The organism is Magnetovibrio blakemorei (assembly GCF_001746755.1).
Classification (GTDB): Bacteria; Pseudomonadota; Alphaproteobacteria; order Rhodospirillales; family Magnetovibrionaceae; genus Magnetovibrio; species Magnetovibrio blakemorei.
Map to the genome: position 1 here is coordinate 39,686 of NZ_MCGG01000002.1, position 20,784 is coordinate 60,469.

The following is a 20,784-nucleotide window of genomic DNA, read 5'->3' on the forward strand; positions in this document are numbered from 1 at the left end:
TTTTAACTTGATACCCAGCACACAGAGCTTCGCCACGTCTATGTGGCGTCTGTATCTCTGTGACTGCTGAGAGAGGATTGACATGACCACTCGACTGTTGAGAACACGAATACTGCCCTTTTTGGGCGCGATCTTAAGCCTGTTTTTATCTTTATCAGAGGCCCGCGCATCTGATCGCGTTGTCGTCAGCGTACCACCACTTCACTCTTTGGTAAGCTATCTCCTGGCCGGGGTCGACCAGCCCGCCCTGTTGTTTACAGACCCATCGCATAACCAAGAAACGGTCCCCATGCCCACTGCATTGTCGAAAATTCACGCCGCAAAGATGGTTGTCTGGGTTGGTCCCACATACGAAAAACCCCTGGCGGGCTTGTTTTCCATTGATCCCGCAACGACCCTAAAGGGCCTCACCCTTTCCTCATCCCTGCCCCTGCTTGGTGCACCGGATGCCCAACACCCATCCCGCTCCAATGGTGTTCAGGACATGCGGTTCTGGCTCGACCCGCGTTTGGCAAAAGTGGCTGTGAGCCGCATTGCGCCCAACCTGACCCGTGTTTACCCCGATCATGTGGAACTGATTCTTGATAATGAAATTGCATTGAAAAAGCGTCTGACGGACATGGAACATCAGTTCCGTCACGTTCTGGGCACGCCTCACGGTGTTCCGTTGAATGTGCCTGAATCCGACGTGCTATATCTCGCCTGGCGCTTTAACCTCGCTACCCCAACCTGTCCGGACGCGGCGCAAAAGATAGAGGGCTTTGACGGCACCCCGGGGGCAAAAGACTATTTCAAAATGATGGATGCCATTTTATCCGACCTGAAAGCCTGCCAAATATAGACAAAGGCCCAAATATAGATAAAGGCAACGTATGGTCCGTGTGGAAGCATAAGCCTTCACGCGGGCCCGTTGCGCATCTCCGCGCCCCCCGCAATGCAGTCTCGCGCAGACCGCCGGGCACTATTTGCGCAGCAAAAACACCGCCTGTTCGCCCAGCCAGTTGGCGGCGAGGATGGATTTGCCGATGGTTTTAGACGTGCCTTCTTCGTCCAAAAACAGGCTTTTTTCGATGCTCAGGTTCATCTCTTGGGCCAGGGCGACAAAGTCGCTGATGGTGCAAAAATGAATGTTGGGGGTGTTGTACCATTCATAGGGCAGCTTATCGCTGACCGGCATGCGGCCCTTGAACATGATGTACAGACGCAGCCGCCAATAAGCGAAGTTCGGCAATGACACGATGGCCCGTTTGCCGATGCGCATCATTTGCGCCAAAACTTCGCGGGGCTCATGCATAGCTTGCAATGTTTGGCTGAGGATGACGTAATCAAAGGCGTCGTCGGGATAATCTTTGAGATCCGTTTCGACGTTGCCTTGCACGACCGACAGGCCCGCCGACACGCACGCCTGCACCCCTTGGGTGCTGATTTCAATGCCCCGCGCGTCCACTTGCTTTTCCCGCCACAGATAATCCAACAACATGCCGTTGCCGCAGCCCGCGTCCAACACGCGGGTGCCGGGTTCGATCATGTCGGCGATCAATTGCAGATCGATCCGAATGGATTTAGGGTTCGCGCCCCCATCTGCCGCCATCATCATGTCGGCTTCCTTTGCAAACCCCGGTGTTCGGCACACCCTTCCAAGAAGCCTTCGAAGACCTTGTGAAATTCCGGTTCGTCCAACAAAAACGCGTCGTGGCCTTTGTCCGATTCGATTTCCACAAAGCTGACGTTGGCCGCACCCGCGTTGAGCGCATGCACGATTTCACGGTTTTCGCGGGTGGGATACAGCCAATCCGAGGTAAACGACATGACCAAAAAACGCACCGGCGTGTCTTTGAAGGCGCGCGCCAACTGACCGTCATGGTGCTGGCCTAAGTCGAAATAATCCATGGCGCGGGTGATGTAGAGATACGAGTTGGCATCAAATCGATCGACGAAGGTGCTGCCTTGGTGGCGCAGATAGCTTTCCACCTGAAAATCGGCATCAAAACCATAGGTAACGGCATCTCTGTCTTGCAGACTGCGGCCAAATTTTCGGGTCAGTGCGGTTTCCGACAAATAAGTGATGTGCGCGGCCATGCGCGCCACCGCCAAGCCCCGATGGGGGTGCTTGTCCTGGCTGTGATAATCGCCCTCGCACCAGTCCGGATCGGACATGATGGCTTGGCGGCCGACTTCGTTAAACGCAATATTTTGCGCCGAATGACGCGCCGCCGTGGCGATGGGAATCGCCGCAAACACGCTTTCGGGAAACTGATAGGCCCATTCCAAAACCTGCATGCCGCCCATGGACCCGCCCGCGACCGCAAACAAGGTTTCAATGCCCAAATGTTCGATCAACAGTTTCTGCGCGCGCACCATGTCGCCAATGGTGATGACCGGAAACTCCAGCCCCCAAGGCTTTTGCGTGTCGGGATTGATGTCTTGCGGCCCGGTGGTTCCCATGCAGCCGCCCAAGATGTTGGAGCAAATGACAAAATAGCGGTCCGTGTCGATTACCCGACCCGGCCCGACCACATTGCTCCACCACCCCGGTTTGCCGGTTATGGGGTGCGGATCGACGACGTAATGATCGCCCGTCAGCGCATGACACACCAATATGGCGTTGGATTTATCCGCATTGAGCGTGCCCCACGTGTCGTACGCGATGTGCACATCGTGCAGTTTGACGCCGCTGTCCAGACGCAATGGCGTTTCCTTGGCCAAACACACGCGGTGTCCGGGCAAGGTCCAAGGGCCGTTCGCATAGGCTTTTTCGGCTCCGGAGGCATTGGCTTCGTGGGCGCTCATCTGCACAGATGATCCTTATCGGCTGTCGTCAGCCCCCATTGCTATGGTTGCGCCTTTAAAGTGTCAATGTTTTCTTTGATTTCCGCGCCATTTGTCTTTAATTTCCCGGCTTAAGATTCATTGCAATTTGGGGCACCTTCATGGCGCGTGATTTAACAGAACTGCGGCGCGAGATTGACGCGATTGACGACCAACTCCACGATTTGCTCAAGCAGCGCACCAAAATCGTTGAGGAAGTTCGCCTGTACAAAAAGAACGAGCGGGTCAAAATTCGCCCCGCCCGCGAAGCGGAAATCATCTACCGTTTGTTCGCCCAGCACGACGGCAAGTTCCCCAAGGCCGAACTTTTTCGCATCTGGCGCGAATTGATCGTCGCCACCTTGCGCCTGGAAGGCCCGTTTTCCGCAGGCGTGTTTATGGCCGAAGACGACCACGGTTTTTGGGATTTGGCCCGCGATCATTTTGGCAGCTATACCCCCATGACGCCGTTTCCATCAACCCGGCGCATCATTGAAGCGGTGCAAAAACAAGAAGTCACCGTGGGCATTTTGCCCATTCCGGCGCGCACCGAAGACGATCCCTGGTGGCGACGTTTGGCGTTTGAAGGCGTCGATGTGCCCCGCGTGATCGCGCGTCTGCCGTTCGTCGGCGGCGGCAATGCACGCAGCCAGGACCAAGAAGCCATCGTTGTGTCGCCCGTGCCCCAAGAAGCCACCGGACGCGACCATACCTACCTGGTGATTGAGAGCGCGGAACAATTCGGCACCAATCAGCTCAACAAAGTTTTGGAGCAAGTGGGCCTCAGCCTGGTGTTTTCAACGGTCAGTCACGATGAAAACCGTCCACAGATGTGGCAAATCCTGATTGAAGTTGACGATTTTTTAAGCTCCGATGACGCCCGCATAGAGGCCATGAAAGACGCCTTCACCGGAACCGTCGAATACATCGTCAACATTGGCGGCTACGCCACCCCCATAAGTGCAGACGAGTTGGCGCAATGAGCCCCCAAATCATCCCCCGTCCGGGTATTTTGGACATCAGCCCCTACGTCGGCGGCGATTCAAAAATTGCCGGGGTTGACCGGATCATCAAATTGGCCTCCAACGAAGGACCGTTTGGCCCCTCGCCCTTGGCCATCGAGGCGATGAAAACCGCTGCCTCATCCGCGCACCGCTATCCCGACGGCGGGGCCTTGGCGTTGCGCGAAGCCATCGCCAAGCGGTTCGGTTTGGATGTAGAGCGGATCGTCTGCGGGGCTGGATCGGATCAACTGTTGAGCCTGCTCACCTACAGCTACGCCGGACCGGGCGACGAAGTGCTGTACACCGAACACGGCTTTTTGATTTACCCCATCGCCGCCAAGGCCGCCGGGGCGACCCCCGTCAAGGCCCCGGAAACGAACTTGAGAACCGATGTGGACGCGCTGTTGGACGCGGTGACGGACAAAACCCGCATCGTCTTCATCGCCAACCCCAACAATCCGACCGGCACTTATCTGAGCCATGCGGAACTCACCGCATTGCGCGCCGGACTGCCCGATGATGTGTTGCTGGTGATCGACGCGGCCTACGCCGAATTTGTCGGTCGCAACGACTATACGCCGGGCACGGAATTGGTAGACGCGGGACAAAACACGGTGATGACGCGGACCTTTTCCAAACTGTTCGCCTTGGGCGGTTTGCGGGTCGGTTGGGGCTACTTCCCCAGCGAAATTGCCGACGTGCTCAACCGCGTTCGCGAACCGTTTAACGTTTCGGTCATGGGCCAAGCGGCGGGCATCGCATCCATGCAAGACGTGGCGTTTCAACAAAAATGCTTTGAGCACAATTTAAGCTGGATCGCCAAGACCGAAGCCGCCTTGCACGATCTCGGCATCGAAACCACGGCCAGCGTCGGCAATTTTGTTTTGGCGCGTTTTGGTGAAGTCAGCACCGCCGAACGCGCCGATGCGTTTTTGCGCGAACGCGGCATCATTGTGCGCCGGGTGGCCAGTTACGGCTTGCCCGACTGCCTGCGCATTTCCATGGGCACGGCAGACGAAATGGAGGCCTTCTTGGCCACTATGCGCGCTTTTATGGGAGCATCTCAATGAACGCCCCCCTGTTTAACCGTGTGGCCTTGATCGGCATCGGCCTGATCGGGTCGAGCTTGGCCCGTGCGCTCAAACTGCACGGACTGGCCGGACACATCGCCATTTCCACGCGCCGCGCCGAAACCCTGGCCACGGCCGAAAAACTGGATCTCGGCGACAGTTACGACCTGGACGCTGCCAGCGCCGTCAAAGACGCAGACTTGGTCATCATCTGCACCCCCATGGGGGCTTATGAAGCGGTGGCGAAATCCATTCACGACGCCCTCAAGCCAGGTGCCATCGTGTCCGATGTCGGTTCCGTGAAAGCGTCCGCCGTGCGCGACATCGCCCCCCACCTGCCCCAAGGGGTGCACTTGGTGCCGGGCCACCCCATCGCCGGGACCGAACATTCCGGCCCCGAAGCCGGGTATGCCGATTTATTCCCCGATCACTGGTGCATCCTCACCCCCGGCCCGGACACCCAAACAGAGGCGGTAGACAAAGTCGCCGCTCTATGGAAAGCGTGCGGTGCCAAGGTCGAGATTATGACCCCCGAACACCATGACCGGGTTTTGGGCATCACCTCGCATTTGCCGCATCTGATTGCCTATACCATCGTCGACACCGCCGACCAGTTGGAAGACGACACCAAAAAGGAAGTCATCAAGTTTTCGGCATCCGGGTTTCGTGATTTCACCCGCATTGCGGCCTCTGATCCGGTGATGTGGCGCGATGTGTTTTTGAACAACCGCGACGCCGTGCTGGAAATCTTGGGACGCTTCACCGAAGACCTGACCGCCATGCAGCGTGCCATTCGCAAAGGTGACGGCGATGCCCTGGAAGAGGTCTTCACCCGCACCCGGGCCATTCGCCGCTCCATCATCGACGCCAAGCAACACGTGCCCGACATCAAGCCAGACGGTCAGGACACCTAAAATATAGGTTTGACGTCTTTGTAATCGCGCGGGGTCGGGGTGGGCTCTTGGACCGTGTCGGTTTCCTCCGCCGTTGTCGGCAGGCCCCAATCGAACTGCGGCATCTTCATGATTTTGAGCGGCCCGACACTGAGTTCGCTGTCTTGCACCGTCACCGACACGTTCATAAACGGTGCGCCGCCATCCTTGGGCCGTTTGCTCAACGCCGACAGCGCCATGGTCGCCATCACCGCATCGCCTTCGCGCATGATGCCCTGCGCCCGCAAGATTTCCATGACCTGGAAAAAGCCTTCGATTTTGGCTGTAAAAGCGCCTTCAGGCTGCAAGTTTTGATCCAATGCAGCGGTGCCGCCTGCGGCGATCCCTAAGGGACCGCTGCGAAACTTAAGGTGCTCAACCTCGATCGCGCCGCCGCTGTCGCGCCAGGTCACCAGGCTTGATTTGGCTTTGTCAGCCTCACTCGGTGGCACCACCGCGCCGGTCACCCGCAGGGCCAAATCGATGGTGTGGATAAGATCGCCCAAAGTTCGCGGTAACAGCCCCGGAAAATTGAGGTCATCGCCCTCCACACGCAGGCTTATTCCCGTGCCGCCCGCTTGGGTTGTTGGCGAATGGCTGAAACGAACGCGCATTTGAGCGATGGCGATGGACTCGGTTCCGCTCATTTGCAAATCTTCAAGGCGCAGGTCCAGAGTTTCCGGCCACACGCCGCCCAGCACCGCGTCCACCACCAAGGATTTGGCCTGACCCTCAAACTGCAAAGGCTGTTGTGCACCGTTGTCCAAGTTCAACTGCTGGTGACCCGGGGCGTTCACGTGCAGCCGCCACGGCGTCCAAGGTTTTGCCGACACCTCAATGAAATCGCTGTTCCACTTGATCATGCGCCCCAAAGCCGCACCCTCATAACGCGGCTCGGCGAACGTCAACTTGATGCCTGTGGGAAAGCCAGAGGTTTCCATGCTCGCATATTCGACAACCGCACCCAGGCTCCTTTGCAGGTGAACCCAGTCGGTCACTTCCTTTTGAGCCCAAGACGTCATCGCGTACCACGCGAACGACCACAGGCCAAACACCAGCGCAGCGCTGGCCAGTATCGCCACCACCAACTGGAACCTTTGCAGTTCCTTGGGTTTTTGATAGGTCATGGCAGGGTGATTAAAGGCCTGCCGATATGAGTTGGGACGTCTAGCCAAAGGGGAACTCCGATATGCCGTTCATACCCTCTCTATAGCGCACAGATCGTTAGCGAACCATTGAGAGAACACTTTTGGGTCTGGACCTATTGTGAGGGACGCTAAGAAACGATAGCATACCTGTCATGAAAGATACGCCCTGCCTACCCGTTGTTCTGCCCGAAGAGTTTTGGGTTTTTGCCTATGGTTCTTTGATGTGGAACCCGGGCTTCCCCTTCCTGGAGGTCCAGGCGGGACGGATCGACGGCTATCAGCGCAGCTTGTCGGTGCTTTCCACCATTTATCGCGGCACCCCCGAACGCCCCGGATTGGTGATGGGGCTGGACAAAGGCGGGTATTGCAGCGGGCTGACCTTTCGCGTCGCCCCGGAAAACGTGCAAGCGACCATCGCCTATTTGGATGAACGCGAACAAGTGACTCGAGTCTATTGCCCACACCTGTTCGACACCCTTTTAAACGACGGCCGATGGGTTCAAGCCTACACCTTCGTGGTGCGCCGCGAACACGAACAATACGCGGGCAAGATGAGCCTGGAACACCAAGCCCTGCTGGTGGCCCAAGGGGTCGGCCTCAAGGGCCGGGCCATAGATTATCTCGCCAACACCCTCGCGCACATCCAAGAATTGGGATTTTCCGACCGGCAGCTTGTCAAAGTGTTGGAACTGGCCCGCGCACATGTGGCGCAAGAACAAGCCCCGGCATAAAAGCACGCCTATTCGGTTAACACAGACACCCACGACATAGAGGCTAGCCAGACACATCCGTATTTTGGCTGCTTTTAGCCATTTGCTGACTTGAGGGCAGTCCAACTAACCTCCGTTGATTGGGACGAGAAGCGAACTAAATGAACGAGCCTAATCAATCCCAAAGACAAATTATCAAGGCTGCCAAATCTTGCCAAGCAAGCCCGATGAGCAAGGCCATAGATCCACTGATAAAGGAAATAAATGACATGGGGAAAAAGGCGATACCTGGGTTTTTCCCGATCGCATTCCTTCGGTGCAATGCCGCTAGCACCACGTGCGAATACGTCATTTCGTTACGTGAAAAATGCCCCACATCAACAAAGGATTTTTGCACCTCGTCACTGAGCCGCATTCCCATGCTCAAAAGCCACTTACCACAAAGAGCAAGACCAATAACAAAGAATAATGCGCCCGGCAAAACTTGGATAACCGGCTTTCCATTTGAAACAAGGGTAGTCACCACCCCTAGGCACACCATGATGCCGCCCCCATTCACTATGACCAAGTATCGACCCGCATGTTCATTAACTTTTGTTAGGAGAGCCTCGAAAGTTTGTAGGCCGTCCGCTAGGTCACGGCTTTGCTTTTCAGCGTCATCCGGATCCGATTCATTATTCATGCACCCCAAGGATGAGAACGGCCCTTCTACTGAGGACACGACTGGCGGCACGGCGGGGTCATCAGGTGTTTTCATGGCCAACACTCCAGCAGAGCCTTCATCATACAAAAACGATGAAAACTACACGTTGTTTAAGTGAAAAATGGAATAATCAGCACTATCGCATTTTGAAGCCATGAATCATCAGCAAGGCTCCATTCAACGAGGTTCCAGACATAGCCGAAGCGCGACACACTTTGCCAGTCATGGGAGATGTTCGTTCCTTTCAGAACTTCCGTGTAGTAGTCACCGTCACGGAAACCAAACTTGCCGCTTTTGTCATCGTACGTACATGTCCAATTCTCGTCGTCAACAACGGCGCAGTTGGTATATTTCGTTGGCTCGAAGTTCCCTATCTGCCCCACCACAATTTGATCACTTATTCGATACGTAATGGGGCTCGCCGTCAGCATGCTTGGGAAATTCTTTTTATGTACGAGGGTGGGCATAAGTTGATATGCAACAATGGTGTCACTGCCAAATAACTTGAAATTACCAATATTGAAATTAGCAAACACCAACCAAGCGATGCCGTACAAGATCAGGCCGGTAAAAAGCTTGTCCTTCATCCTTAATCTCCTGCGGGTGAGAAGTGGCTTCACCTGCGGTCCTTGGGACGCAGCCGCCGCCTAGTTGGAAGATAGCCATTATACAGAACCAGCTCACCTGTGTCTGCTCTAGGTCAAAAATGGCCCATTTAACGGGGTCGGCAAGGCGTGTCAGGTGCACTCTATTTAGGGGGTGTCTGTGTTAACCGGATAGGCATGCATAAAGGCACGCCGACTTACCCGCACTTCGAATAGCCGCATTCCAGGCAGGTGTCGCAGCCTTCTTGTTTGATCAGGCCCGGTTGGTTGCATTTGGGGCAGAAACGCAGGCGCGAATCGGGTTTTGCGCTGTGGTCATGACCATGGTCGTGTTGAGAATCCCGTTTTGGCGCTTCGTCAGCCTCACCCGTTCCCAACCCCTGAGGCGTCAGATTCACCACTTGGGCTTGGGGTTCTGGCTCATGGTACTGTTCGCCGCCTTTGAGAAATCCGGTGGCGATCATGTGGCGTTCGATCACTTCGCCCAGCGCCGCCAGCAGCGACGGCACGTATTTGCCCGCGACCCAATTGCCGCCACGCGGATCGAACACGTTTTTCAGCTCTTCCACCACAAACGACACATCGCCGCCACGACGGAACACCGCCGAAATCATCCGGCACAGGCCCACCGTCCAGGCAAAGTGTTCGACGTCTTTGGAATTGATGAAAATTTCAAACGGCCGCACCCGACCGCTGTCGTCCACGATGTCGTTGACCGTGACATAGAGCGCATGCTCGCTTTGCGGCCAGTGGAGCTTGTAGGTGTGGCCGTGCAGCCCGCCGGGACGTTCCAAGGGCTGGGTCAAATAGTGCACCGGACCGGGTGCATTTTCGCCGCGCTTGGGCTTGACCGCGACCGGCTTGTCGAACGGCAACACCTGTTGTTCGGGCTGGGCCTTGGCCTTTTTGCCGGGTTTCACTTCCAATACGGCGCCCGTTACGTCGTTGGGACGATAGGTGGTGCAGCCCTTCAGGCCTAAGTCATAGGCTTCCATATAGATGTCTTTGAAAGCTTCGAAGGTGATGTCTTCGGGGCAATTGATGGTTTTGGAAATGGAACTGTCGATGTGTGCCTGGACCGCCGCCTGCATGACCAAGTGATCGCGCGGCGATAGTTGCTGGGCGTCGACAAAGGCGTCGGTCAGCGGGGCCCCGTCGCCGCGCAGCTTACGGAACAAGCGGTACGCATAATCGGAGACTTCTTCTTCCTTGCGGGTGCCGTCGGGCTGCAACACATGGCGGGTGTATTTGAAGCTGAACACCGGTTCCAAACCGCTCGACACGTTATCGGCAAACAGCGAAATGGTGCCCGTGGGCGCGATGGACGTGATGAGCGCATTGCGAATGCCATGGGCGCGAATGGCGTCTTGCACGTCTTGGTCCAAACGCTGGATGGTTTCGCCTTTTAAGTATTGCTCCGCGTCATAAAGGGGGAATGCACCCTTTTCCTGGGCCAATTCGACGGAGGCCAAATACGCCGCGCGTTCAATCGCCTTCATCCACGCATCGGTCAGGCGCACGGCGGTTGCGGAGCCATAGCGCGCCCCGCACATGATCAACGCATCGGCCAACCCGGTGACGCCCAAACCGATGCGCCGTTTGGCCTGGGCTTCGTTTTTCTGCGCTTCCAAGGGAAACCGCGACACGTCGATGACATTGTCCATCAAGCGCACGGCGGTGCCCACCAGACGGCTCAGCGCTTCAATGTTGATGTCGGCGCTGTCGCTAAACGGATCGTTCACCAAGCGCGCCAGATTGACCGAACCCAACAAACACGCGCCGTACGGCGGCAGCGGCTGTTCGCCACAGGGGTTGGTGGCGTGAATGGTTTCGCAGTACGCCAAATTGTTCAAACGGTTGATGCGATCGATAAAGATCACGCCGGGTTCTGCATAGGCATAGGTCGCGCGCATGACCTTTTCCCACAAATCGCGCGCAGGCAGGGTTTTATAGGTCTCGCCCTCAAACGTTAAATCCCAGCTGTCGTTTGCCTTCACGGCGGCCATAAAATCATCCGTCACCAAAACCGACAGGTTGAACATGCGCAAGCGCCCAGGCTCTTGTTTGGCTTCGATGAAGGCTTCGATGTCGGGATGGTCGCACCTGAGCACGCCCATCATCGCGCCGCGCCGGGAACCCGCGCTCATGATGGTGCGGCACATGCTGTCCCAAACGTCCATAAAGCTCAATGGACCGGAGGCGTCCGCACCGATCTTTTTTACCACCGCGCCACGCGGGCGCAGGGTTGAAAAATCGTACCCGATGCCGCCACCTTGCTGCATGGTCAAGGCCGCTTCTTTGAGGCTGTCGAAAATGCCGCCCATGGAATCCGGGATGTCGCCCATGACGAAACAATTGAACAGCGTGACGTTGCGGTCCACCCCGGCCCCGGCGATGATCCGCCCGGCCGGCAAAAACTGAAACGCCGCCATCATGTCAAAGAAGCGTTGCTCCCACACATCGGGGGTTTTTTCCGCTTGAGACAAGGCTTTAGCGACCCGCCGCCACGTGTCTTCAATGCTTTTGTCCACAGGCCGCCCGTCAGCACCTTTAAGACGGTACTTCATGTCCCAGATGTGTTGGGAAATGGGGGTCATGGGCACCATGGTCTCAATTGCTCCTGCCTGCTGGGCATTTTGACGGAAACGCACCTGCGTCTTTCAGGTGCCGTTCAGGCGGTAACGCCAGAACAAAAACGGAAAAGATGAATTTCCATAAGTCATTGAAAAGTAGTCTATTTATATGACTTGAGACCCCAGAGTGTACGCCTTTGATGGTTCTTGGTCAAGAAATGTTCACGTTATGTTTTTAATTGAAGCCCACCCCCATCCGCCTTGAGGGCGCATCCTACTGAGGCCCGCGCCCAAAGGCACGCATTGTCTTATGCACATATCCAGAGGCACCTGTGGAAAACATCACCAAGCCCCACGCAAAAAAAATCCACGCATTTATCCACAGGCTAAACCCACATGGGGAATCGTCTTGCTTTCAATGGTTTGCTATGGAGACTTAAGGCCTTCTCAGAACTTTAAGGCGTAACGTTAGACTTCGGATGTCACGTCAGGCTTTTCGTCCTGCGCCTCGTTCGCGTCCTGCTCCAGGGCATGGGGGTATTTGGCCCGACCCTCAATCGCCAAGCGGTTGGAAGTGTCCTCGATGGCGCCTTGCAACGCCTTCATAAAGGCCTTGCGGTCTTGACCCGGGGCGATGGGCGGCAAAAACTCAAGAACGATGCAGCCCGGACGTTTGAGAAAACTGCGCCGCTGCCAAAACAGTCCCGAATTCAACGCCACCGGCACGATGGGCGCATCGACGCCCTTATAGAGCGCCGCGATGCCGGGGTGATAGGTTCCCGATTTCCCGGGAGCCGAGCGCGTGCCTTCGGGGAAAATAATGACGTTTTGACCGCGCGCCAAACGCTCTTGAGCACCTTTGATCATCAGCTTCAACGCCGACGCGCCGGCCTTTCTGTCAATGGCGATGGCCCCGGATTTGGCCACATACCAGCCAAAAAACGGCACCGAGAGCAATTCTTTTTTCAAGATGTAGGCCGGGTCGTTCACCAGCAGATAAAAGATCCCCGTTTCCCACGCACTTTGATGCTTGCAAGCAAAAATGCACGGACGATCCGGTATATTTTCCAGCCCGCGTATTTCCCAGCTGAGCCCCGCGACGACGCGCAACGCCTTCATCACACTGGTGGCCCACAGGGTCAGGCCCCACTGCATGGCGCGGCGGGTCAAAAACAAGCACGGCAAAATGAGCAGAGCGAGGAAAAAACCGCCCACGAAAAACACAAAATTTAAAAGCAGGGATCGAACAGCGATCATGCATCACCTTTATGCAGAGAGACTTATTTCGTCAGACCCATAAACTTGTGACGCACCCAGGCCAACATAAATTTGTTGTATTCCCCCACAATCAGGCCCGTGGTACCGGGCCAAGCCCACCAGTTCTGTTGCTTCACATGGGCCGGGAACACCGGATGCTGAATGAGGGTTACCTCCGGCAAGGCGTAGGAAAACTCCAACACCGAACGCGGCATATGATAGCCCGACGTCACCAGGCGCACGCTTTTAACATCGTGCTCACGCACCCAATCGCGGGTTTCGGTGGCATTGGCGATGGTGTCTTCGGCGTGACCGATGCTGACACAGCAATTTAAATCTTGAGGGTTGCGCCGATAGGCTTCCAGCAAGTTGCGCATATCGACGCCTTGGTAAACGCCGGAAATAAACAACAGATCTGCCGAGCCTTCTTCAAGCAATTTCAGCCCTTCGTCCAGGCGACCGCTGCCGCCGGTCAAAACGACGATGGCGTCGGTGTGAACACCGGGGTTTGACACTTCCACCGGAATCATGTCGGCGTAACGAAACAGGCCAAAGCCCCACACACCGGCAAGCAGAATCAAGGCCCCGCCTAAGTGACTGATGGTGCGTCCCGTGGAACGGCGATGCGGTGGACGGCTCATTAAATCATCCTTCTCAGCGTGCGCATCACAGTCAGACGCGCGGTCAGCCCGGCAACCAATCCCGCCGCCAACGGCAAAATGGCCAACGACACCCAGCCCACAAGGGGCAGAGACATATCAGGTATCATACCCGCCTGCAAACGACCCGCAACATACCCCAGCAACGCCAATGTCAGTGCTGCCAGAACCAGTCCGATCACACCGCCCTTAAAACCCATCGCCCAGGCACGACCGGCAAATTGCTTGGCGATGTAGCTGTCTTGCGCCCCGGTCAGATGCAAAACTTCGATCGCTTCGGCGTGCACGGTGAGACCCGTGCGGGTGGTGAATATCACCGTGCTCATTGCCGCCAATAAAATCAAGCCTAAAACGCCTGCCGCCAGGGCTTCAAGGGTGCGCACCATTTCAATCAGCCGCCCCAGCCACACGCCGTGATCGTCAACTTGTGCGCCTTCAATGGTGCGGGCGAGCTTTTGCTGCAAAATCCGCGCGTCGAGGTCAATATCGGGGTCCGTTTCCACGTCGATGAGACGCGGCAACGGCACATCAATGGCCTGAACCACCCCCAGCCACGGACTGAGCAGTTGCAGAACCTTGGCCTCGCTGACCACACGGGCGTGCATCACGCCGGGGGTTTCGGAAATCATATTCAAGGTGGTCTGCAAGCGCCGCGCATTGGCGGCATCGCTGGCATCGGGATCGGCGGGGATTTGCACCGTCAAGGTTGACGCCATACCGGTATCCCAGCGTTGCGCCAGCACGTCCAAACCAATCAGTCCCGCTTGCGCCAGAGCCGCCAAAAAAACCATGAATGCAATCAACCACGGCAAAAAGCGACTGAGGGGATCTTTGTCCAAGGGCAGGTCGGTGCGCCGAGAAAACATCATTCAAATGCCCCCGGACCACGGGTTAGGCGATGAGGCAAGCCCCGTTCCAGCCCCTGGGGTGAGGTCCGCGCAAAGCTATCTGTTTTGGTTCCGGGCGAAACATGCAACGTCCCCGCCCCCAAACGCATCACCGGGTGGCCCAATTCGCGCACCATGGCCTCATTGTGGGTGGCGACGACAATGGTGGTGCCCAATTTGTTGAGCTCTTCAAACAAATGCATCAAACGATAGCCCATGCGGTCGTCGACGTTGCCGGTGGGTTCATCGGCCATCAACAAGCTGGGTCTGGCGATCACCGCACGCGCGATGGAGGCGCGTTGCTTTTGTCCGCCCGAAAGGGTCGGTGGACGCGCGCTCATATGATCTTTGAGGCCAACCCAGACGAGCAATTCTTCCACATGGCGTTTGATGTCCGATTCGCGAATCCCCGCCACCCTGAGCGGCAAAGCAACGTTGTCGAAGGTCGAAAGATGCTCCAACAGGCGGTATTCCTGAAACACCACCCCGATGGAACGGCGCAACGCCGGAAGGGCGTCACGCGCGGCGGTGGCGATGTCGTGACCGAACAAATGAACCAGGCCCCGCGAGGGTCGATGGGCCAAATACATCAATTTTAAAAGCGAAGATTTGCCAGCCCCGGACGGTCCCACCAAAAAATGATAAGAGCCTGGTTTTAACTCGAAAGTCACGTCCTGCAACACTTCCGGGCCAAGGCCATAACGTAACCCAACGTTTTCAAACCGGGCTATGGGGGTGTTTTGGTCGATGTCCAATGCGACGATGTCCTCAATTTTCTAGGTCCTGACCTTAAGCCATGCTAGTGCTTATAGCAGAGTTATTTAAGGGCTGCCCCTACAGGTACTTTGGGGCATTTTAATGTCGGTGTTTCTACGATGACACGGGCGGGTCTGAGAAGTCTACAATAAGACGAACAGCCTCGCTTGCGTTGAATCTCACAAACACCTATAAAGGCAAGAGGTTAACACATACTGTGTCGCGATGATTATCACCTGTCCAAATTGTGAAACACACTACGACGTCCGACCCGAGGCCATCCGGCCGAGTGGGTCTATGATGCGTTGTTCGAACTGCGGCTACACCTGGCAGCAGTCGGTGATTCATTCTGTCGAGGTGCGCGAACAGCAAGTGACCGTCCCTGCAGCGGCCCCAGCGCCGGTGGTTTCGGCCCCAGCGCCCGCTCCGACCCCGCCGCCAGCTCCGGCCCCAGTGGCTCCGCCACCACCGCCCCCAATTCCTGAGCCGGAACCGATTCCGGAACCAGAACCTATTCCTGAGCCAGAACCCGAACCGGAACCCGTTGCGGAACCCGAAGACGTTCCCGCATCCCAAGCCGAAGGTGAGCCGCTGTCGCAAGACGAGCTCGACAACCTGTTTGGCTCCGACGACGCCGCACCGCCGTCCATCGAATCGATGATTGACGGCAACATCGATGATGACGAAGCGGAAACCATCGAAGTCGAAGATGACGATATCGAACCGATTCCCGAAGGCTTAACCCAGCCGCTGGCGCATGACGACGACGAAATTCCCGTCGGACGGCCACGCTTTAAAAACCCGCCGCCCGACAAAAAGGCTCCGGTCGGCATGATCATCGCCATCGTGTTTGCCGTCCTGTTCATCGGCACCGCCGTGACCGCTTTTGTGGCCAAAGATTCTCTCATCCAAGCGATGCCGGTCCTCAAGGGCTACTACGAAGCCGCGGGTCTCTATCATCCTGAACCGGGTGAGGGCTTGGCCCATCAAGATGTCAAAGCGCGGCGCGACGTCAAAAACGCCATTGATTACCTGATAGTCGAGGGCAAGGTCGCCAACACCACCGAGGCCATCATCCATCTGCCCGAGCTTAAGGTGGCGCTGACCAACACCGAAGGCAAAGAAATCCGCGTGCTGACCCAAAAGCTGTCCAAAGAACAATTGGAACCGGGCGAAACCGTCGATTTCAAGGTTGAATTCGAAAACCCGCCCGGCACCGCACGGTCCATGGCGCTGGGCTTCGTTGACCCCAAAGCGATGGCGGGCGAAGGCGGCGACGGAGGCGACGCCGGAACCACGCCGGGCGAAGGCGGTGGTGGCCACTAAGCCGCCTAAAAATGCCCCCACGGCTCGATTCATTGAGCTCGAGCCTCAAATGGTTGTCACCGAACAGGATCTTGACGCCCTGTACGGAACGGATACCCCCAGACAAGATCCCCTAACATCATATTTAGATGATGCCCGCGAAGACCCCTGGCTTGAACCCCTTTTTGATCCCCGCTTCGATGAATCCGAGGAAACAGATCCTGCAAAATTTTCATTGATGCAGGTCGATGATTTTTACGACGATGTTCCGAGTGATCCGAGCGTTCAGAGCGGCGCGGCTCCAGGACAAAGGACGCCGTCATCGCCGCTGCCCAGCGCCAACATTCGCCCCGTCATACGTCATCCCGACCAGTTCAAAATCCCCAATGGCCTGTTTCGCGCCCTGGGGCTTGTGTTGTTTGTGCTGATCGCGGGTGCCGTTTTCTGGTTCAAGGTCGATGGCGAAGATGCCAGAAACACCGTTGCCGGTGTCTTTAAAACCACGCAAGAACTCACGAAAAAGCTGTTGGCCCTCGAACCGCCCCCCGGTGAGGGGTTCAACCATCGAAACATCAAGACCCGCCGCACCGTGCGAGACGGCAATGATTATCTGGTCATCGAAGGCGACGTCGTCAACGAAGTTCATCAGCCCGTTGCCGTACCGATGCTGAGGGCGGCGCTGACCAATTCCGAGCGCCAAGAAATCCGCGTACTGACCCAAAAGCTATCCAAAGAGCAGTTGCATCCGGGCGAAAAGGTGACGTTCAAGATCGAATTCAAAAACCCGCCCGGCACCGCACGCTCCATGAAGCTGAGCTTCGTCAACGCGGCAGAAACAAAAGAATCGACCCGCTGAAAAACCGCTCAGTGGATCAGGTTACCCTCATTCCAACCAATCGGGCAATCGATCCAAGGCGATGATGTCTTCGACTTCTAAGCGTTCGCGGACGATGGCGAATTGACTGTCGTTGACCATCACTTCGGGCACCAACGCGCGGGTGTTGTAGGTTGAAGACTGCACCGCGCCGTAGGCACCCGCTGTGCGCATGACCAACAAATCGCCCGCGTTCACATGGGGCAAGCGGCGACCCTTGGCGAAGGTGTCGCCGGTTTCGCAAATCGGGCCGACAATATCGACGTCAATCAAGGTTGCCCCTTTGACCGGTTCGCGTTCCGGCACGATGGCATGATACGCCCCGTACAAGGTGGGGCGGATCAGGTCGTTCATGCCCGCATCGACGATCAAGAACGTGCGCGTCGCGCCTTCTTTGACGTAGACGACGCGGCTGACCAAAATGCCCGCGTTGCCCACGATCATGCGCCCCGGTTCCAGCACCAGCTCCACGTCCAGGCCGCTCAGGGTATCGCGCACCACTTGGGCGTATTGATCGGGACTAGGTGCGATGGTTTCGTCGGTTTCGCCGTAAGGAATGCCGAGCCCCCCACCGATGTCGAGGACCTCAACGCTGAGACCATCGGCGCGCAGCATGGCGACCAGATCACCCGCCCGCACATAGGCATCGCGAAACGGCTGCAAATCGAGCAATTGCGAACCGATGTGCATGGCTAAGCCGCGCGCTTCAATCCCCGGCAGCTTGGCAGCTTTGGTGTAAACTTCATGGACCCGCGTCCATTCAATGCCAAATTTGTTCTCCAGCTTTCCGGTGCTGATTTTTTCGTGGGTGTGGGCGTCCACATCGGGGTTCACCCGCAACGCCACCGGGGCGACGGTGCCCATCTCGGTCGCGATGGTGCTGATGCGGTCCAACTCGGGCTCGGATTCCACGTTGATCTGTTTGATGCCAGCCCGCAAAGCCATACGGATTTCTCCGTCCGATTTGCCGACCCCGGAAAAGACGATGTTGCCGGGTTTTACACCCGCTTGCAGGGCGCGGGTCAATTCCCCGCCCGACACCACATCCGCACCCGCACCCAATTTTGCGAGCGTGCGGATAACAGCTTGGTTGGAATTGGCCTTAACCGCGAAACACACCAGCGCGTCCAACCCCGCCAAGGCATCGGCAAAGACCTTGTAATGACGCGTCAGAGTGGCACTGGAATAGACATAAAACGGCGTGCCGACCTGTTTGGCAATGTCCGCCAGGGCGACGTCTTCTGCAAACATGCGCCCGTTTTTATATGTGAAATGATCCATCTTGGGGCCTTATTGGCTGGGATATTGACGGGGATAGGTTGTTCCGGGCGGCTCTTCGGGATCGCCCTTGCGTCCACAGGCCGTGAGCACACCGGCCAGCATCACCAGGGCCAGCAAGAGGGTCATAAACCGCATCATTTCAAAAACCTTTCACGCGCTTGGGCAACCTGCGCCAACACATTGGCGGGTGCCGTGCCGCCCAAAGAGGTCCGACTGGACACCGAATTGTCGACGCCCAAAACCGTAAAGATTTCGTCCGTCAAACCCGCATCCACGCTTTGCATATCCGCCAACGCCAAATCTTCCAGGTTAAGGCCTTTGTCTTCGGCCATTTTCACCAACGCCCCGGTGACATGGTGGGCATCGCGAAACGGCTTACCCAGCACCCGCACCAGCCAATCAGCCAAGTCCGTCGCCGTGGTGAAGCCTTTGCCCGCATCGGCCTTCATGCGTTCGACGTTAAAGGTAACTGATTTAAACATGCCGGTCATGGCGGTGACGCACAGTTCTGCCGTGTCAGAAGCATCGAACACCGGTTCTTTGTCTTCTTGCATGTCTTTACCGTACGTCAGCGGTAGCCCCTTCATCACCGTCAACAAGCCCATCAACGCACCGAACACCCGCCCGGCCTTGCCGCGCACCAGTTCAGACGCATCGGGATTGCGCTTTTGCGGCATGATCGAGCTGCCCGACGAAAAATCGTCCGACACCCGAATGAAACCAAATTGCTGCGATGCCCAAATGACCATTTCTTCGGCCATGCGCGACAGATGCACGCTGAGAATCGACAGCACGCTCAAATATTCCAAAGCGAAATCGCGATCCGAGACCGAATCGAGCGAGTTCTGCGTCGGCCCTTCAAAACCCAAGGCTTTCGCCGTGGCATTGCGATCAATGGGAAACGACGTGCCCGCCAGCGCCGCCGCGCCCAAGGGGCATTCGTTCATCCGCACCCGACAATCGCGCACCCGGGACCGATCCCGGCCCAGCATTTCCACATAGGCCAGTAGATGATGGCCCAAAGTTACCGGCTGGGCGGCTTGCAAATGGGTAAAGCCGGGCATAACGGTGCCCGCGTGTTCTTCCGCGCGATCGATCAGCGCGCCTTGCAGGTCCTTCAAGGCGTTATCAAGACCGTCCAAAGCGTCCCGCACCCACAGCTTTAAATCCGTCGCCACTTGGTCATTGCGCGAGCGCGCCGTGTGCAAACGGCCCGCCGCATCACCGATTTTTTCGCGCAGCCGACTTTCGACGTTCATGTGAATGTCTTCCAGGGCGCGCGAAAACTGAAACGTACCCGCAACGATTTCCGCTTCGACGGCCTCTAAACCTTCGGTGATGGCTTTACCGTCCGCTTGGGTTAAGATGCCCTGAGCAACCAGCATCTGGGCGTGCGCGCGCGAGCCCCGAATGTCTTGGGCGTACAGGCGTTTGTCAAAGCCGATGGAAGCGTTTATTTCTTCCATGATGGCCGATGGCCCCGCCTCAAAGCGACCGCCCCAAATGGTGCTGGTGGTGCCTGTGGTATTGTCGTTGTTTGAAGTGTCGTTACTCATTGTATCAGGACCTAAGATGGACCGAAAAACGCATCAGTCAAAAAGCAAAAATTCCCTCGCCGGAACAAGGCCCCACTGGGGCACGCTGTGGCGTACCGTGATGGTGGCTACAGTCGCCATTTTGGTGATATCCGGGCGCGTTGCAAGCGCCGAGACCGCTCCGATCAAAATTCCTCTGGAATTGGCCAACAAACTGCGCCCCGCCATCACCAACGAAGGGGCGCTTGATACGCCCTTTTTCAACATCACCCAAGAGGAAATCACCATTTCCACGCTGAAAGGTCGGGGCGCGGTTTTGAACTTCTGGGCCACATGGTGTGCACCGTGCGTGCGCGAAATGCCCGCATTGGACCGCCTGGCGGCTAAACTGAAGGACAAAGGCGTCGATGTTATCGCCGTTTCCGAAGACCGCAAGGCACTGAAAAAAGTTCCGCCGTTTTTTGCCGCCAACAAAATTGAAAATCTGGCCGTCTATTATGATGAAAAAGGCAACCTGTCGCGCAAATTGGGCGTAGAAGGATTGCCGACAACGATTTTAATCTCAGCAGATGGTCACGTCAGCGGACGTGTTTTGGGGGTTTTGGAATGGGATTCCCCGGACACAGTTGACTATTTGGCCCAATCTCTTGGTCCCAAATGACATAATGAGGCCATTT

21 protein-coding genes are annotated in these 20,784 nt (G+C 56.7%); 8 read left to right on the forward strand and 13 right to left on the reverse strand.

What is annotated here, in order from left to right; all coding sequences use genetic code 11:
• The first annotated feature begins 82 nt into the window (after positions 1–82).
• Complete coding sequence (locus BEN30_RS00280) at positions 83–841, forward strand: metal ABC transporter solute-binding protein, Zn/Mn family (protein WP_084004855.1); 759 nt, start codon at positions 83–85, stop codon at positions 839–841.
• A 120-nt stretch (positions 842–961) separates the two neighbouring features.
• Here the strand turns inward: BEN30_RS00280 and metW are convergent, their stop codons facing one another.
• Positions 962–1,597 carry a methionine biosynthesis protein MetW gene (gene metW / locus BEN30_RS00285; RefSeq protein ID WP_245648944.1) on the reverse strand — a complete coding sequence of 212 codons (636 nt, stop codon included), beginning with the start codon at positions 1,595–1,597 and terminating at the stop codon, positions 962–964.
• Positions 1,594–2,790 (reverse strand): homoserine O-acetyltransferase MetX, encoded by a 1,197-nt coding sequence (gene metX, locus BEN30_RS00290; RefSeq protein ID WP_084004856.1) that lies wholly within the window; start codon positions 2,788–2,790, stop codon positions 1,594–1,596. The genes metW and metX overlap by 4 nt, the downstream gene beginning before the upstream one ends.
• A 140-nt stretch (positions 2,791–2,930) precedes the next feature.
• Here metX and BEN30_RS00295 point away from each other — a divergent pair, with 140 nt between their 5' ends.
• From BEN30_RS00295 to BEN30_RS00305, 3 genes are read left to right on the forward strand one after another with little or no spacing between them, the layout of a single operon-like run.
• Positions 2,931–3,791 carry a chorismate mutase gene (locus tag BEN30_RS00295; RefSeq protein ID WP_069956340.1) on the forward strand — a complete coding sequence of 287 codons (861 nt, stop codon included), beginning with the start codon at positions 2,931–2,933 and terminating at the stop codon, positions 3,789–3,791.
• On the forward strand, positions 3,788–4,882 hold the full coding sequence (hisC, locus tag BEN30_RS00300; protein WP_069956341.1) for a histidinol-phosphate transaminase: 1,095 nt from the start codon (positions 3,788–3,790) through the stop codon (positions 4,880–4,882). Before BEN30_RS00295 ends, hisC begins: the two co-directional genes overlap by 4 nt.
• The gene (locus tag BEN30_RS00305; protein ID WP_069956342.1) at positions 4,879–5,796 is read left to right on the forward strand and encodes a prephenate/arogenate dehydrogenase family protein; all 918 of its coding nucleotides are present in this window, start codon (positions 4,879–4,881) and stop codon (positions 5,794–5,796) included. The genes hisC and BEN30_RS00305 overlap by 4 nt, the downstream gene beginning before the upstream one ends.
• Here BEN30_RS00305 and BEN30_RS00310 read toward each other — a convergent pair.
• A complete protein-coding gene (locus BEN30_RS00310; RefSeq protein ID WP_069956343.1) occupies positions 5,793–6,941 on the reverse strand; it encodes a DUF2125 domain-containing protein in 1,149 nt (382 codons plus the stop codon). The genes BEN30_RS00305 and BEN30_RS00310 overlap by 4 nt on opposite strands.
• 173 nt (positions 6,942–7,114) lie before the next feature.
• Between BEN30_RS00310 and BEN30_RS00315 the strand changes: the two genes are divergently transcribed.
• Positions 7,115–7,693 (forward strand): gamma-glutamylcyclotransferase, encoded by a 579-nt coding sequence (locus tag BEN30_RS00315; RefSeq protein ID WP_069956344.1) that lies wholly within the window; start codon positions 7,115–7,117, stop codon positions 7,691–7,693.
• Between the two features lie 154 nt (positions 7,694–7,847).
• Here BEN30_RS00315 and BEN30_RS00320 read toward each other — a convergent pair whose 3' ends face one another.
• The 7 genes from BEN30_RS00320 to ftsE all read right to left on the reverse strand — a co-directional run bounded on the left by BEN30_RS00320 (position 7,848) and on the right by ftsE (position 15,111).
• Positions 7,848–8,429 carry a hypothetical protein gene (locus BEN30_RS00320; RefSeq protein WP_069956345.1) on the reverse strand — a complete coding sequence of 194 codons (582 nt, stop codon included), beginning with the start codon at positions 8,427–8,429 and terminating at the stop codon, positions 7,848–7,850.
• Between the two features lie 56 nt (positions 8,430–8,485).
• Positions 8,486–8,962, reverse strand: coding sequence for a hypothetical protein (locus BEN30_RS00325; RefSeq protein ID WP_069956346.1), 477 nt, complete (start codon positions 8,960–8,962; stop codon positions 8,486–8,488).
• A 215-nt stretch (positions 8,963–9,177) separates the two neighbouring features.
• A complete protein-coding gene (locus BEN30_RS00330; RefSeq protein WP_069956347.1) occupies positions 9,178–11,586 on the reverse strand; it encodes an adenosylcobalamin-dependent ribonucleoside-diphosphate reductase in 2,409 nt (802 codons plus the stop codon).
• A gap of 435 nt (positions 11,587–12,021) precedes the next feature.
• Positions 12,022–12,810: a lysophospholipid acyltransferase family protein gene (locus BEN30_RS00335; protein ID WP_069956348.1), complete on the reverse strand. Its 789-nt coding sequence runs from the start codon at positions 12,808–12,810 to the stop codon at positions 12,022–12,024.
• Positions 12,811–12,833: 23 nt separating this feature from the next.
• A complete protein-coding gene (locus BEN30_RS00340) occupies positions 12,834–13,451 on the reverse strand; it encodes a YdcF family protein (protein WP_069956349.1) in 618 nt (205 codons plus the stop codon).
• The gene (locus tag BEN30_RS00345) at positions 13,451–14,338 is read right to left on the reverse strand and encodes a cell division protein FtsX (RefSeq protein ID WP_069956350.1); all 888 of its coding nucleotides are present in this window, start codon (positions 14,336–14,338) and stop codon (positions 13,451–13,453) included. The genes BEN30_RS00340 and BEN30_RS00345 overlap by 1 nt, the downstream gene beginning before the upstream one ends.
• Positions 14,335–15,111 (reverse strand): cell division ATP-binding protein FtsE, encoded by a 777-nt coding sequence (gene ftsE, locus BEN30_RS00350; RefSeq protein WP_245648945.1) that lies wholly within the window; start codon positions 15,109–15,111, stop codon positions 14,335–14,337. The genes BEN30_RS00345 and ftsE overlap by 4 nt, the downstream gene beginning before the upstream one ends.
• Before the next feature lie 226 nt (positions 15,112–15,337).
• On the opposite strand from ftsE, the gene BEN30_RS00355 reads away from it, so the two are divergent.
• Both BEN30_RS00355 and BEN30_RS00360 read left to right on the forward strand, forming a co-directional pair.
• Entirely contained in the window at positions 15,338–16,438 is a 1,101-nt protein-coding gene (locus BEN30_RS00355; RefSeq protein WP_084004857.1) for a DUF3426 domain-containing protein, read from the forward strand.
• Positions 16,439–16,487: 49 nt separating this feature from the next.
• On the forward strand, positions 16,488–17,273 hold the full coding sequence (locus BEN30_RS00360) for a DUF3426 domain-containing protein (RefSeq protein WP_069956352.1): 786 nt from the start codon (positions 16,488–16,490) through the stop codon (positions 17,271–17,273).
• 27 nt (positions 17,274–17,300) lie between these two features.
• Here BEN30_RS00360 and lysA read toward each other — a convergent pair whose 3' ends face one another.
• The 3 genes from lysA to argH are packed head-to-tail and all read right to left on the reverse strand — an operon-like array spanning position 17,301 to position 20,128.
• Entirely contained in the window at positions 17,301–18,572 is a 1,272-nt protein-coding gene (lysA, locus tag BEN30_RS00365) for a diaminopimelate decarboxylase (RefSeq protein WP_069956353.1), read from the reverse strand.
• 9 nt (positions 18,573–18,581) lie between these two features.
• Positions 18,582–18,698, reverse strand: a complete 117-nt coding sequence (gene lptM, locus BEN30_RS18910) for an LPS translocon maturation chaperone LptM (RefSeq protein ID WP_245648947.1) — start codon at positions 18,696–18,698, stop codon at positions 18,582–18,584.
• Positions 18,699–18,706: 8 nt separating this feature from the next.
• Positions 18,707–20,128 (reverse strand): argininosuccinate lyase, encoded by a 1,422-nt coding sequence (argH, locus tag BEN30_RS00370; RefSeq protein ID WP_069956354.1) that lies wholly within the window; start codon positions 20,126–20,128, stop codon positions 18,707–18,709.
• Positions 20,129–20,144: 16 nt separating this feature from the next.
• On the opposite strand from argH, the gene BEN30_RS00375 reads away from it, so the two are divergent.
• Positions 20,145–20,768, forward strand: coding sequence for a TlpA disulfide reductase family protein (locus BEN30_RS00375; RefSeq protein ID WP_069956355.1), 624 nt, complete (start codon positions 20,145–20,147; stop codon positions 20,766–20,768).
• Positions 20,769–20,784: the final 16 nt, after the last annotated feature.

What these genes read in the sequence shown, in the direction of transcription:
- BEN30_RS00310 (WP_069956343.1), bottom strand. Translation starts at nt 6,941, where the DNA reads ATGACCTATCAAAAACCCAAGGAACTGCAAAGGTTCCAGTTGGTGGTG.
- BEN30_RS00315 (WP_069956344.1), top strand. Translation starts at nt 7,115, where the DNA reads ATGAAAGATACGCCCTGCCTACCCGTTGTTCTGCCCGAAGAGTTTTGG.
- BEN30_RS00295 (WP_069956340.1), top strand. Translation starts at nt 2,931, where the DNA reads ATGGCGCGTGATTTAACAGAACTGCGGCGCGAGATTGACGCGATTGAC.
- BEN30_RS00340 (WP_069956349.1), bottom strand. Translation starts at nt 13,451, where the DNA reads ATGAGCCGTCCACCGCATCGCCGTTCCACGGGACGCACCATCAGTCAC.
- BEN30_RS00280 (WP_084004855.1), top strand. Translation starts at nt 83, where the DNA reads ATGACCACTCGACTGTTGAGAACACGAATACTGCCCTTTTTGGGCGCG.
- BEN30_RS00305 (WP_069956342.1), top strand. Translation starts at nt 4,879, where the DNA reads ATGAACGCCCCCCTGTTTAACCGTGTGGCCTTGATCGGCATCGGCCTG.
- BEN30_RS00345 (WP_069956350.1), bottom strand. Translation starts at nt 14,338, where the DNA reads ATGATGTTTTCTCGGCGCACCGACCTGCCCTTGGACAAAGATCCCCTC.
- BEN30_RS00325 (WP_069956346.1), bottom strand. Translation starts at nt 8,962, where the DNA reads ATGAAGGACAAGCTTTTTACCGGCCTGATCTTGTACGGCATCGCTTGG.
- argH (WP_069956354.1), bottom strand. Translation starts at nt 20,128, where the DNA reads ATGAGTAACGACACTTCAAACAACGACAATACCACAGGCACCACCAGC.
- BEN30_RS00355 (WP_084004857.1), top strand. Translation starts at nt 15,338, where the DNA reads ATGATTATCACCTGTCCAAATTGTGAAACACACTACGACGTCCGACCC.
- metX (WP_084004856.1), bottom strand. Translation starts at nt 2,790, where the DNA reads ATGAGCGCCCACGAAGCCAATGCCTCCGGAGCCGAAAAAGCCTATGCG.
- BEN30_RS00320 (WP_069956345.1), bottom strand. Translation starts at nt 8,429, where the DNA reads ATGAAAACACCTGATGACCCCGCCGTGCCGCCAGTCGTGTCCTCAGTA.
- BEN30_RS00330 (WP_069956347.1), bottom strand. Translation starts at nt 11,586, where the DNA reads ATGGTGCCCATGACCCCCATTTCCCAACACATCTGGGACATGAAGTAC.
- hisC (WP_069956341.1), top strand. Translation starts at nt 3,788, where the DNA reads ATGAGCCCCCAAATCATCCCCCGTCCGGGTATTTTGGACATCAGCCCC.
- lysA (WP_069956353.1), bottom strand. Translation starts at nt 18,572, where the DNA reads ATGGATCATTTCACATATAAAAACGGGCGCATGTTTGCAGAAGACGTC.
- metW (WP_245648944.1), bottom strand. Translation starts at nt 1,597, where the DNA reads ATGATGATGGCGGCAGATGGGGGCGCGAACCCTAAATCCATTCGGATC.
- BEN30_RS00335 (WP_069956348.1), bottom strand. Translation starts at nt 12,810, where the DNA reads ATGATCGCTGTTCGATCCCTGCTTTTAAATTTTGTGTTTTTCGTGGGC.
- BEN30_RS00360 (WP_069956352.1), top strand. Translation starts at nt 16,488, where the DNA reads ATGGTTGTCACCGAACAGGATCTTGACGCCCTGTACGGAACGGATACC.
- BEN30_RS00375 (WP_069956355.1), top strand. Translation starts at nt 20,145, where the DNA reads ATGGACCGAAAAACGCATCAGTCAAAAAGCAAAAATTCCCTCGCCGGA.
- lptM (WP_245648947.1), bottom strand. Translation starts at nt 18,698, where the DNA reads ATGACCCTCTTGCTGGCCCTGGTGATGCTGGCCGGTGTGCTCACGGCC.